We start from the raw sequence: 12,158 nt of genomic DNA on the forward strand, positions 1-12,158 counted from the left end.
TCAGCTCAGAGGCGGCCGGCGGCCTTGAGGGAGAGGTAGGCGTCGGCGAGGGCGGGGGCGATCTCGTCCGGGGGAGCGTCGACGACCTCGACGCCGTACTTGCGGAGTTCGGTGGTGACGCGGCGGCGTTCGGCGCGGGCGCGTTCGGCCGCGGCGGCGTCGTAGACGGCCGCGGCATCGCCGCGGGCCGTCGCCATCTCGGTCACGCGCGGATCGCTCACCGCGGCGACCAGGACGAGGTGCTTGGCGGTCAGCTGGGGCAGCAGTGGCAGCAGGCCCTCCTCGATCGCGGTGGCGTTGAGGTCGGTCAGCAGTACCACGAGGCACCGCTGCCGGACCCGGGAGAGCAGCGCCGAGACCATGCCCGCCGCGTCGGCCTCGATCAGCTCCGGCTCCAGCGGCGCCATGGCGCGCACCATCGCGGTCAGCACTTCGGTGCGGGCGGCGCCCTCGACCCGCGCGCGGACCCTCCGGTCGTACGCGAGCAGGTCGACGCGGTCTCCGGCCCGGGAGGCCAGCGCGCCGAGCAGCAGCGCGGCGTCCATCGAGCAGTCGAGGCGGGGGATGTCGCCGACGCGCCCGGCGGCGGTACGGCCGGTGTCGAGCACGAGGTAGATCCGCCGGTCCCGTTCGGGCCGCCAGGTGCGGACGACGACGTCGCTGCGGCGCGCGGTCGCCCGCCAGTCGATCGAGCGGACGTCGTCGCCGTCGACGTACTCCCGGAGCGAGTCGAACTCGGTGCCCTGGCCGCGGATCAGCGCGACGTGCTGGCCGGTGAGCTCCCGCAGCCGCGCCAGTTTGGCGGGCAGGTGGCGGCGGGAGGGGAACGCGGGCAGGACCCGGACCGTCCATGGCGCGCGCCGGTTCAGCTGACGGGCCGCCAGCCCCAGGGGGCCGTACGACCGCACGGTGACGGCGACGGCCGAGCGGTCGCCCCGGCGCGTGGGGACGAGGCGGGTCTCGACGCGGCGGCGTTCGCCCGGCGGGATGGTCACGGCGACCGTACGGGGCGAGGCACCGGCGCTGGGCGGCCAGGCGTCGCGCAGCCGGCCCCGGAGCCGCCGGGGGCCGGGGTTCTCGACGATCAGGGCGACGGTGGTCTCCTCGCCGAGACGTACGTTGGTCTCGCCGGCGCGGTGCAGGCGCAGGCGCCGTACGTTGCCCGCCAGCACCAGATCGGCGACGACGAGCGCGACCAGCGCGCCGTCGACGGCGAGCAGCGTCCACCAGCTCGGAACGAGCACGAGGACGACCGCGCCGAGGACGGCCAGCAGCCCCGTGCGCCCGGTCAGCGCCATGCCTCGCTCCTCACGCGCTCATCGAGGGGCGGGGACGGTGGTGAGGATGCCCTCGAGCACCCCGTCCGTCGTCGCGCCCTCCAGCTCCGCCTCGGGCCGCAGCTGCACGCGGTGCCGGAGGGTGGGCCGGGCGAGCGCCTTCACGTCGTCGGGCCGTACGTAGTCGCGGCCGGACAGCCACGCCCACGCGCGGGACGTCGCCAGCAGTGCCGTGGCGCCACGCGGCGACACGCCCAGCTGCAGGGACGGCGACTGCCGGGTGGCCCGGCACAGGTCGACGATGTAGCCGCTGACCTTCGGGTCGACGTGGACCCGGCGTACGGCGTCGCGTCCGGCGGCCAGGTCGGCCGGGCCGGCGACCGGGGTGACGCCGGCCGCGCCGAGGTCGCGCGGGTCGAAGCCGGACGCGTGGCGCTGCAGCACCGCGATCTCGTCGTCGCGGGAGGGCACCGGGACGTTCAGCTTCACCAGGAACCGGTCGAGCTGGGCCTCTGGCAGCGGGTAGGTGCCCTCGTACTCGACGGGGTTCTGCGTGGCGCAGACGACGAAGGGGTCGGGCAGCGGGCGGGGCTCGCCCTCGACCGACACCTGCCGCTCTTCCATCGACTCGAGCAGCGACGCCTGGGTCTTGGGCGGGGTCCGGTTGATCTCGTCGGCGAGCAGGAGGTTCGTGAAGACCGGGCCCTCCCGGAACTCGAACTCCGACGTGCGGTTGTCATAGACGAGCGAACCCGTGACGTCGCCCGGCATCAGGTCGGGCGTGAACTGCACGCGCTTGAAATCCAGTTTCAGCGCCTGGGCGAGGGTCCGGATCAGCAGGGTCTTGGCGACGCCGGGGACGCCCTCGAGCAGGACGTGCCCCCGGCACAGCAGGGCGATGACCAGGCCGGTCACGACGGAGTCCTGGCCGACGACCGCCTTGGCGACCTCGCCGCGCAGTGCGGTCAGCGCCGTACGGGCGTCCTCGCCCCCGATGTCGTGTGGAATTTCCGTCAAGAGTTGCGAACCAGCCTTTCCAGGTCGTCGAGGACGCCGGCGAGCATCACGAGCCCGGCGTCGTCCACTGGGGGAGGACCGTACAGGGCGGCGCCGACCTCCGCCTGCTCCCGCCCGGTGTGCGCCGCGACCGCCGCGACGATCTCGGCGGCCATGCCGGGATCGGATGCCGCGCTGCGCGGCATGCCGAGCAGGCCCGTGAGGCGTTCGAGGGCGCCGGTGCGCAGCGCCTCCGCGGCCCGGTCGGCGGCCCGTCGCGAGCGGTACAGCCGCGCGCGGCCCTCGACGGCCTCGGCGGAGCGCACGATGACCGGGAGCGGCTCGACCACGATCGGGCCGAGGCGCCGGGCCCGCCACAGCGCGACCAGCACCACGGCGATGACGATCTGCAGCACGGCGAGCTTGACCCCGAACGGGACCAGCTCGCCGAACGACTTCCGCCCGCCGCTGCCCGGCGCCGGCAGGTCCGGGATCAGCCAGACGGCGCTCGACCGGGTCTCGATCAGGTTCATGGCGAGTGCGGCGTTGCCGTTCTCGGCGAGGTGCTCGTTCGTGAGCGGGCGGGTCGCGCCGAGCACGGTGACCGTCGCGCCGTTCACGGGTAGCTGCACGAGGCCCGCCCCCTGGTCGGCGGGGTAGCACTTCGTGGCCTGATCGGGCGCGGTGTAGGTGGTCGCCCCGAGGAAGTCGACGCTGCCCGCGTAGGCCGCGGCCGGCAGGGTGCAGCCGGGCTCGGGCGTGCCCCAGGCCGTGCTCTCCGCCTCGACGCCCGGGGCCAGGGCCTTGAGCGTCTCGCTGGTCGGGGCGACGAGGAGCCGGTCGCCGGGCGCGTCGCGCAGAGTGGCGAGGTCGGCGGCGACCAGGCGGTCGGAGCGGACCACGACGAGGACGGCGTCCGGCTGGGCGCGCAGGCGCTCGGCGGCGGCGGACGCGTTGCGCACGACCGTGACGGGCGTGCCGTGCCGCCGGGTGATCTCCGTGAGGGCCTGGGCGCCCTGCTGCCCGGGCGACTCCGGGTCGAGGAACTCCGAGCCGGTCCGCGGGCGCATGAGGGCGATGAGCACGCCCAGGACGACCAGGAGGAGCACCGCGACGAGGATGCCCCGGGACCGCCGCCAGCGGTGCCGCGCCACCTGCCCGGCGGTGGCCGGCTCGGCGGTCGGCGGAGCCTGCAGGGCCGTCATGAAACGCCTCCGAGCGGCACCGGGCGCGCGTCGCGCAGCCGGGAGTCGAGCTCGACGAGCCGCCGGTAGCCGTCCGCGTCGCCCTCCCGCCCGCCGTACCAGACGTCGTCGAACAGCCGCACGCCCGCGGCGAGGGCGTCGGCGTGATCGGGCAGCGCCGCGCCGGCCTCGGCCGCCAGCTCGTCGGCGGTACGGCCGGGGCGGGGCGGGACGATCGCGCGTTCTTCGAGGTCGCGGGCGATCGCGCGGAGACGCTCGCGAATGGCCTCCGGCCACTCGCCGGCGGCGGCGTGGCGCTCGGCGGTGGCCCGGTGGTCCTCGGCGGTGGCGGTGCCGGGACCGAGCAGGGGCTTCGGCCCGGCGGCGTTGCGGCGCACGCTCCCGATCCGCCACCAGACGGCGGCGACGACCACGACGAGCAGGATGACCAGGACGACGATGCCGAGCCAGCCGCCGCCTCCGCCGCCACCGACGCCGGTCAGGCTGTGGTACAGCTCGTTGAGCCAGTCGCTGATCTTGTTGAAGATGCGCTCGACGAACGAGGGCTCGTCCTGGTGGTAGACCGGCTTTTGGAGCTCGCGGCGGGCCAGCTCGCGCGCCGGGTCACGGGCGATCGGCGGACCGCCTCCGTACGAGAGCAGCGGGCTCATCGGCGCCACCCCGGAGGAGGCGGCGCCGACGGCCCGGGCGGCCCGGGCGGCATCTGGGGCGCGGGCGGCGGATGCGGCGTCCCGAAGGCCTGGCCGGGCGGAGGCGTCCCGTGGTTCTGGCCGGGCGGAGGCGGGGGTGTCCCGAAGCCTTGGCCGGGTCGAGGCGGCGAGGCGCCGAAGGGCGGGCCCGGCGGGGGCGGAGGCGTCACGAGGACCTGGCGCGGCATCTTCGGCTGGGGACCCGACCCGGCCGCGGTGAGCGGACCGGGCAGCCAGGCGGCGAGCGGGTCGGCCGGCGGCTCCATCTGCAGTTCCAGGTCGAAGGCCTCCCGCCGCATGCGCCGGTCGGCGTACATGAGGGCGATCACTCCCGCGTTGAACGGGTTGACGAGCGTGCCGGCGATGACGCGGCCCACCGCGCCGACGGCGATGACGGCCACGAGCATCCAGCCGTGCGGCTCCTTGTCGAAGGCCAGCATGATCTCCTGGGCGACCGCGAACGGCACCGGGAGCACGAGGAACTCGACGAACAGCGTGATGACGAGCGCCAGGGTGAGCGAGCCCATCATCCGCCACCAGCGGCCGCGTACGAGCTCGGTCGACCGGCGGAGGGCGGCGCGGGCGCCCCGGCGCTCAAGGACGGCGGCGGGGGTGGCCAGGGCGAACCAGACATAGCCGGTCACCATCAGCACCAGCGCCAGCGGAACCCCGAAGATCGCCGTGAGGGCCTGGACGGCCGCGGGGGCGTTGACGGCGATCGCCGCGACGAGCGGGGCGAGGGGCAGCGCCACGGCGAGCAGCACCATCGCCAGGACGGCCGCCGCGGTGCCGGTGAGGCGGGCCCGGTGTGACCGCGTGGCCTGCCAGGCCTGGCCGAACGAGGTGGCGCGGCCCAGCAGGGTACGTGCCATGACCGGCGCGAGGAGCCCGCTGAGCAGGAGCACGACGTACGCGGTGAGGAACAGCCCGACGAGGGAGGTGACCGAGGCGAGCCCGAGGGTGCGGGTGAGCTCCATCGGTGTCCGGACGTCGGCCCGGATCCGCCCGCCGAGCGTGATGTACTGCACGGCCGTGACGATCACCTGGACGATCGCCGTGAGGATCGCCGACAGGCCGAGCGTGGCCCGCGGGTTGCGGCGAACGTAGGTGATCGCTCCGTCGAGGAGCTCCGAGACGCCGAGCGGGCGCAGCGGGATCTCCGTCTCGAGCGTGTCGTCGGCGGCGACGGCGGGCTCCGGAGGCGGGGCCTCGGCCCGGGTGCCTTCGGGCAGAGCGGAGCCGGGTGTCGCCCAGGCCCCTGAATCCGCCATGCCAGCTCCCCACCCGCCGATTACCCGGTCAATCCTGCCATGCGAAGAGAGTCCGGGTGATCGATCACGTTCGGCTCACAAGAAGGTAGGCGCTGAGGGCGCGAAAGGCCGCCGGGGGCGTCGGCCGTGTGACCCGATGTCCGCCGGTGGCCAGGCCCGGCAATCATGGCCCCGAGCCCCGATATATGGGGCAGACTGAGGCCGTGGACGTGGTGCGCTGGAGCGATTCCCCGGAGGGGCCCGCGCTGGCGTTGCTCGACCAGACCCGGCTTCCGCGGGAAGAGATCATCCTGGTCTGCCGCGACGTCCCGTCCGTGATCGCGGCGATCAAGACCCTCGCCGTACGGGGTGCGCCCCTGCTCGGCATCGCCGGGGGGTACGGCGTCGCGCTGGCCGCCGCGCTCGGCCAGGACGTCCCGGCGGCCGCGCGGGCCCTCGCCGGCGCCCGGCCCACCGCGGTGAACCTGGCTCGGGGCGCCGAGCGCGTACTCCAGGCCTACGAGGAGGGGCGCTCGGCGCTGGCGGAGGCGCACGCCATCGCGGCCGAGGAGGCGGCGGCCTCCGTCCGGATGGCCGAATATGGCCTTCCGCTCGTGCCGGAGGGCGGCCGGATCCTGACGCACTGCAATGCTGGGGCCCTCGCCGCGGGCGGCGACGGCACGGCTCTGGCGGTCGTGGTCGCGGCGCACCGCGCGGGCCGGCTCACGATGCTGTGGGTCGACGAGACCCGCCCCCTGCTGCAGGGGGCACGGCTCACGGCCTACGAGGCCGCACGCCACGGCCTGCCGTACACCGTGCTGCCGGACGGCGCGGCGGCCTCGCTCTTCGCCGCAGGCGAGGTCGACCTGGTCGTGGTGGGGGCCGACCGCATCGCGCGGGACGGGAGCGTGGCCAACAAGGTAGGGACGTACTCCCTGGCGGTGCTCGCGCATCACCACGGCGTGCCGTTCGTGGTCGTCGCGCCGACGAGTACCGTTGATCTCGACGCGCGGTCCGGAAATGACATTCCGATCGAACAGCGCGATCCGGCGGAAGTCACTACGATCGCCGGACAACCTGCGGCGCCGCTCGGGAGTCCTGTCTACAATCCGGCGTTCGATGTGACTCCGGGTGAGCTGGTGACCGCCATCGTCACCGAGCGCGGGGTCATCGCGCAGGTAAACGAAGGTAGCCTGGCAGCCCTGGGCGACCGCCTCCCCAAACGCGACGATGAGGGGTCCTGAAGGGACGCGTGCTGGTCGTCGACGACGACCTGGCTCTGGCCGAGATGCTCGGCATCGTGCTCCGCGGCGAGGGCTTCGAGCCGTCGTTCGTGCACGACGGTGACAAGGCGCTCGAGGCATTCCGGGAGACCCGGCCCGACCTCGTGCTGCTGGACCTGATGCTCCCCGGCATCGACGGGATCGACGTGTGCCGTCAGATCCGCGCCGAGTCCGGCGTGCCGATCGTGATGCTGACCGCCAAGAGCGACACGGTCGACGTCGTCCTCGGCCTCGAATCCGGTGCCGACGACTACATCGTCAAGCCGTTCAAGCCGAAGGAGCTGGTGGCGCGGGTGCGCGCCCGGCTGCGGCGTACCGACGACCCGACGCCGGAGCTGCTCCAGATCGGTGACATCTCGATCGACGTGGCGGGCCACTCGGTGAAGCGGGGCGACCGGCACATCCCGCTGACGCCGCTGGAGTTCGACCTGCTGGTCGCGCTGGCCCGTAAGCCGCGCCAGGTGTTCACCCGAGAGGTGCTGCTCGAACAGGTGTGGGGTTACCGCCACGCCGCCGACACGCGGCTGGTCAACGTCCACGTCCAGCGGCTTCGCGCCAAGATCGAGAAGGACCCCGAGCATCCGGAGATCGTCGTGACCGTGCGCGGGGTCGGATACAAGGCGGGTCCGGCATAGCGGCTTTTCGATCCCCCCGCGAGTAGTCCATGAAAGCGTGGATCACGCCGACGTCGGCGGCCCGCCGCGGCCTGCGAGTGGTCCGCCGGTCCGTCCGTGCGGCGCTGCGCAAGGCGTACGTCAGCTGGCGCCGGTCGCTGCAGGCCCGGGTCGTGACGACGACGCTCGTCGTGTCCGCCCTGGTGGTGGCGGTGCTCGGTGTGTTCCTCATGCAGCAGATCACCACCGCGCTGCTGGAGGCCAAGGAGCGCGCGGCGCTGCTCCAGCTCGACGAGGGCGTCGGCGTCGCGCAGCGGCAGCTGGCCGTCGGCGGCTCGGACAACTCCGAGACCACCAAGAGCCGGCTCAACGCGATCGTCACCACGCTCGCCCACCGGAGCGGCCCGTCCGGCCTCTACGAAGTGATCATCCTCGACCGCGACGACCCCGGCAGCGTCGGCTTCAGCTCCAACTGGATCCGGCTCAAGAGCGTCCCGGCGGTGCTGATGCGCCAGGTCGAGCAGTCGGACGCGAGCAAGCCCTACCGGACGTACGGCACGCTCACCTATGACGACGGGTCCTCGAAGCCCGGCCTGATCGTCGGCACCAAGCTGAGCCGCTACCAGCTGTACTACCTGTTCCCGCTGACGCAGGAGCGGCAGAGCCTGGAGGTCGTCCAGCAGACCATCCTCGGCGTCGGCGCGGCGCTCGTGCTGCTGCTCGCGGCGATCGCCTCGATCGTCACGCGCCAGGTGGTCGTCCCGGTGCGCATGGCGGCCCAGGCGGCCGAGCGCCTGGCCGCGGGCCGGCTCGAGGAGCGGATGAAGGTCCGCGGCGAGGACGACCTGGCCCGGCTCGCCACCTCCTTCAACGACATGGCGGCCAACCTGCAGGAGAAGATCGTCCAGCTGCAGGAGCTGTCGCAGGTCCAGCGCCAGTTCGTCTCCGACGTCTCCCACGAGCTCCGCACCCCGCTGACCACGGTCCGGATGGCCGCCGAGGTGCTGTACGAGTCGCGCGAGGACTTCGACCCGATGGCCGCCCGCTCCGCCGAGCTGCTGCAGAGCCAGTTGGAACGCTTCGAGGGGCTGCTGGCCGACCTGCTGGAGATCAGCCGGTACGACGCCGGGGCCGCCACGCTCGACATCGAGCCGATGGACGTCCGCGAGCTCGTGCTCCGGGCGGTCGGCTACACCGAGGACCTGGCCGAGCGCAAGGGCAGCAAGATCATTCAGCAGCTGCCCGGCGAGGCGACCATGGCGGAGGTCGACCGCCGCCGCGTCGAACGCATCCTGCGCAACCTCCTGGTCAACGCGATCGAGCACGGCGAGGGCAAGGACATCATCGTCAGTGTCGGCGCCGACCGCGACGCCGTGGCCATCGCCGTCCGCGACCACGGCTGCGGTCTACGGCCCGGCGAGACGAACATGGTGTTCGACCGGTTCTGGCGCGCCGACCCGGCGCGCGCCCGTACCACGGGCGGCACCGGCCTCGGGCTGTCGATCTCGATGGAGGACGCCCAGCTGCACGGCGGCTGGCTGCAAGCGTGGGGCGAGCCGGGCCGGGGGTCGCAGTTCCGGCTGTCGCTGCCCCGGGTGGCCGGGGCGGAGCTGCGCGGGTCGCCGCTCCCGCTCGTCCCGCCGGAGATCGAGCTGCAGCGTGCGCCGTACGCCGAGTTGGAACTGGAGGCGGACGCGTGAGGTTCCGGGTCTTCACGGTCGTTCTCGTGGCGCTCCTGGCGGGCGGCTGCGTCGGCGTCCCGCAGGGTGGCCGGGTGCTGAGCGGCAACGCCGGCGGCACGGAGCAGCCGATCGACGACCCGTACGTCCGGATCATCCCGGTCGGACCCGAACACGACTGGGTTCCCAGCATGATCGTCCAGGGCTTCCGTACGGCCTCGTCCAGCTTCGACGGGCCGAACGGCGAGCACCAGGTCGCCCGTTCGTACCTCGCCTGCGCGTCCTGCTGGAAGCCGGGCGCCGCGTCGATCGTGTACGACCAGCTCGAGGACCCGATCTCCGAGGACAACGGTCCGGGGCAGGCGACGGTCACGCTCCAGGGCACCCAGCTCGGCAAGATCGGCGCCGATGGGCAGTACATCGCGGACAGGCGGGCTTTCAAGCAGGTGTTCCACCTGCGCCAGGACGCCCAGCGGCAGTGGCGCATCACCGAGCCGCTCCCGCCCGAGCTGCTGCTCAGCCGCGACGACGTGACCCGCGCCTTCCGCACCCTCGACCTGTACTTCTTCGCGCCCGACGCACAGGTGCTCGTGCCCAACCCGGTGTCCATCCCGCTCGTCAGCCGGTCATGGCTGGCGACGCAGCTCGTGAAGCAGCTGATCGCCGGTCCGACGACATGGCTCAAGAACGCCTCCGTACGCTCGGCGTTCCCCGCCGGCACCAAGCTGCGCGGCCTGGGCGTCAACGGCGGCGTGGCCACCGTCGACCTGAGCCGGCAGGCCCGCGCCGGCGACCTGCGGAACATGTCGATCCAGCTGATGTGGACGCTGCGGCAGCTCCGTGAGGTCCAGCAGATGCAGCTGAAGATCGACGGCAAGGCGGTCGACGTCCCCGGTGTGAGCGGGACGCTGCAGTCGACGCGGGACTGGGATGCCTTCGACCCGGACGGCAGCGGCGAACCCCAGCCGGCCTACGTCCGCCGCACCGACGGGCGGCTCGCCCACCTGGACGACAACGGGGCGCAGGTCATCCTGACCAAGGTCCAGGTCGCCCACCCCGCGATCTCCTACGACCACCGGCAGGTCGCCGCCCTGAACGCCGCGGCGGACACGGTGACCGTCACCGACCTGCTCGGGGGCGCCACCCGGACGACGCTGCGGGCCACCGCCAAGGGCAGCACCTTCACCACCCCGTCCTGGGACTCCCGGGGCAACGTCTGGGTGGCCGAGTCCACCGCGACCGGTTCCCGTCTCTGGGTGATCGAGGGAGGCACCCGGCCCGCTCCGGTGGACGGCTGGGCGCTCACGCCGTACCCGGTGCGAGCCCTGCGCATCTCCCGCGACGGCACCCGCGCCGCCGTGATCGTCAAGGTCGACGGCCGCTGGCAGGTCCAGCTCGGCCGGGTCGACCGGGCCCCGTCCGGCGGCCTGCAGGCGGAGGGGTTCATCGCGATCAGCTCGGAGCTGCAGAGCGCCATCGACCTCGCCTGGAGCGCCACCGACCATCTCGCCGTCGTCGGCATGACGAACGCGAACCCGTCCCCGTCGCTGTTCGACGTGCCGGTGAGCGGCGCCCCCATCTCGCCGATGATCGGCCCGGGTGGGGAGATGACCACGGTCGCGGCCTCTCCCGGCTCTCCGCTGCTGGTCACCCAGCGCGTCACGGGCTCGGCGTCGCCCAACGCCAAGACCCTCAACGTCTGCCGGCTCAGCGACCGGTTCGACGAGTGGAAGTGCTTCAACGGCACCTCCGACCCCGCCTACGCCGGCTGAGACCACCCACACCGGGTCCCGTTGGCCGCTTACGGGGGTTGAGGCCGCCTACGCCGGGCTGTTGCCGCGCACGCCGGGCCTCCGAACTCTTACCCGCCGGCGGGCGCCTGCGTCGTCCACAGGCGCGCTGAGAGGGCTGGCGGTCGCCGGGCGCGCACCGGCAGGCTCGATCCGTGGGACTCCTCGGCGCCGCCCTCGATCTCGTGCTGCCCCAGCGGTGCGCCGGCTGCGACGGCGCCGACGGGCTGCTGTGCGCCGCCTGCGCCGCCCTGCTCGACGGCCCGGCCGGTGTGTCGCCGCCACGGCCCGTGCCGCCCGGTCTGCCACGTCCCTGGGCCGTCGCGGCGTACACCGGCGCGGTGCGGCGGATGATCGTGGCGCACAAGGAGCGTGGGCGCACCGGCCTGGCCCGGCCGCTCGGGGCCGGTCTCGCGGCGGCTGTCCTGGCGGCCGCCCGCGACGCCGAGGGCCCCGTCCTTCTCGTGCCGGTGCCGTCCTCCCGCGCCTCCGTACGCCGCCGGGGGCACGATCCGACCCTCCGTCTCGCTCGTGCGGCCGCCCGCGAGGCGGCCCGGGCGGGCACGGCCGTGTCCGTCGCCCGGGTGCTGGCGCACCGGCGCCGGGTCGCCGACCAGGCCGGGCTGACGGCGGCGGAGCGCGCCGCCAACCTCGCGGGCGCCCTCACGGCGCAGCACGACCTGCGGGGCGCCACGGTGATCGTGGTGGACGACGTGATCACCACGGGTGCGACGCTCGCGGAGGCGGCCCGCGCCCTGCGAGCGGGTGGCGCGCGGGTGCGCGCGGCGGCGGTCGTGGCCGCGACGCGCCGGTACGGTGAGGGATCCGGGGCCGGGGGATCCCGGTCACTTTGAGTAGCAGATTTCCGGCCGACCTTCTCGGGCGTCCGCTCAGACCGATAAGGGCCGGCAGAGCCGGTCGTCGCGCGCCCCGGCTGCCCGAGCCGGTCCGGATGATCACGTTCGGTGGCACATCTGACGCGAACGGTGGTGCGCCCTGGGCGAACTGCGGCACGTCTTACGCGAAACGCGAAATCCGCCCGTCCAGGGCCGTCCCGCGGCCCGTCGACGATCACCTCTCGCCTGATGGACGCCCGGTCCCGTCTAGGTTCCCGAATGCCGCGTCAGGGGACCGAAACGGCGCCCGTCCATGACTATCCGTGGTTTTCTACGTCACACCCCCCTGACATTCGCCCTGAGAGGGGTTAGCGTTCCTCACATGACACCCGCCCGGGTCCGTGGTTGCGCCGAGCCCCTACCGGCCCGGCAAGCCGATGCCAGCCGCAGGCGAAACGGCCCACGTAAGGCGACTTTTTGTCGACCGATCACGGTGCGGCTTAGAGGTAAGTCCTGCCTCGCCGGAGGATCAGATGTCC

At 73.5% G+C, this 12,158-nt stretch carries 10 protein-coding genes; 5 read left to right on the forward strand and 5 right to left on the reverse strand.

Annotation, left to right across the window (positions count from 1 at the left end; genetic code table 11):
- Positions 1-5 precede the first annotated feature (5 nt).
- From ABEA24_RS44385 to ABEA24_RS44405, 5 genes are read right to left on the reverse strand one after another with little or no spacing between them, the layout of a single operon-like run.
- A complete protein-coding gene (locus ABEA24_RS44385; protein ID WP_345440138.1) occupies positions 6-1,298 on the reverse strand; it encodes a DUF58 domain-containing protein in 1,293 nt (430 codons plus the stop codon).
- A gap of 18 nt (positions 1,299-1,316) precedes the next feature.
- Entirely contained in the window at positions 1,317-2,294 is a 978-nt protein-coding gene (locus ABEA24_RS44390) for an AAA family ATPase (RefSeq protein ID WP_345440141.1), read from the reverse strand.
- On the reverse strand, positions 2,291-3,478 hold the full coding sequence (locus tag ABEA24_RS44395) for a DUF4350 domain-containing protein (RefSeq protein ID WP_345440143.1): 1,188 nt from the start codon (positions 3,476-3,478) through the stop codon (positions 2,291-2,293). The genes ABEA24_RS44390 and ABEA24_RS44395 overlap by 4 nt, the downstream gene beginning before the upstream one ends.
- Entirely contained in the window at positions 3,475-4,128 is a 654-nt protein-coding gene (locus ABEA24_RS44400) for a DUF4129 domain-containing protein (RefSeq protein ID WP_345440144.1), read from the reverse strand. Before ABEA24_RS44400 ends, ABEA24_RS44395 begins: the two co-directional genes overlap by 4 nt.
- Positions 4,125-5,438: a DUF7847 domain-containing protein gene (locus ABEA24_RS44405; RefSeq protein WP_345440147.1), complete on the reverse strand. Its 1,314-nt coding sequence runs from the start codon at positions 5,436-5,438 to the stop codon at positions 4,125-4,127. The genes ABEA24_RS44400 and ABEA24_RS44405 overlap by 4 nt, the downstream gene beginning before the upstream one ends.
- Before the next feature lie 203 nt (positions 5,439-5,641).
- Between ABEA24_RS44405 and mtnA the strand changes: the two genes are divergently transcribed.
- The 5 genes from mtnA (at position 5,642) to ABEA24_RS44430 (ending at position 11,637) form a co-directional block, all read left to right on the forward strand.
- Complete coding sequence (gene mtnA / locus ABEA24_RS44410; RefSeq protein ID WP_345440150.1) at positions 5,642-6,661, forward strand: S-methyl-5-thioribose-1-phosphate isomerase; 1,020 nt, start codon at positions 5,642-5,644, stop codon at positions 6,659-6,661.
- Positions 6,658-7,335, forward strand: a complete 678-nt coding sequence (gene mtrA, locus ABEA24_RS44415) for an MtrAB system response regulator MtrA (protein ID WP_345440511.1) — start codon at positions 6,658-6,660, stop codon at positions 7,333-7,335. The genes mtnA and mtrA overlap by 4 nt, the downstream gene beginning before the upstream one ends.
- Positions 7,336-7,364: 29 nt before the next feature.
- Positions 7,365-9,014, forward strand: a complete 1,650-nt coding sequence (gene mtrB / locus ABEA24_RS44420) for an MtrAB system histidine kinase MtrB (RefSeq protein ID WP_345440153.1) — start codon at positions 7,365-7,367, stop codon at positions 9,012-9,014.
- On the forward strand, positions 9,011-10,765 hold the full coding sequence (locus ABEA24_RS44425; RefSeq protein WP_345440156.1) for an LpqB family beta-propeller domain-containing protein: 1,755 nt from the start codon (positions 9,011-9,013) through the stop codon (positions 10,763-10,765). The genes mtrB and ABEA24_RS44425 overlap by 4 nt, the downstream gene beginning before the upstream one ends.
- 173 nt (positions 10,766-10,938) lie before the next feature.
- Positions 10,939-11,637: a ComF family protein gene (locus tag ABEA24_RS44430; RefSeq protein ID WP_345440159.1), complete on the forward strand. Its 699-nt coding sequence runs from the start codon at positions 10,939-10,941 to the stop codon at positions 11,635-11,637.
- Positions 11,638-12,158 lie beyond the last annotated feature (521 nt).

Source organism: Actinoallomurus vinaceus, assembly GCF_039542055.1.
GTDB classification, from domain to species: domain Bacteria; phylum Actinomycetota; class Actinomycetes; order Streptosporangiales; family Streptosporangiaceae; genus Actinoallomurus; species Actinoallomurus vinaceus.

What these genes read in the sequence shown, in the direction of transcription:
- mtrB (WP_345440153.1), top strand. Translation starts at nt 7,365, where the DNA reads ATGAAAGCGTGGATCACGCCGACGTCGGCGGCCCGCCGCGGCCTGCGA.
- ABEA24_RS44405 (WP_345440147.1), bottom strand. Translation starts at nt 5,438, where the DNA reads ATGGCGGATTCAGGGGCCTGGGCGACACCCGGCTCCGCTCTGCCCGAA.
- ABEA24_RS44400 (WP_345440144.1), bottom strand. Translation starts at nt 4,128, where the DNA reads ATGAGCCCGCTGCTCTCGTACGGAGGCGGTCCGCCGATCGCCCGTGAC.
- ABEA24_RS44385 (WP_345440138.1), bottom strand. Translation starts at nt 1,298, where the DNA reads ATGGCGCTGACCGGGCGCACGGGGCTGCTGGCCGTCCTCGGCGCGGTC.
- ABEA24_RS44395 (WP_345440143.1), bottom strand. Translation starts at nt 3,478, where the DNA reads ATGACGGCCCTGCAGGCTCCGCCGACCGCCGAGCCGGCCACCGCCGGG.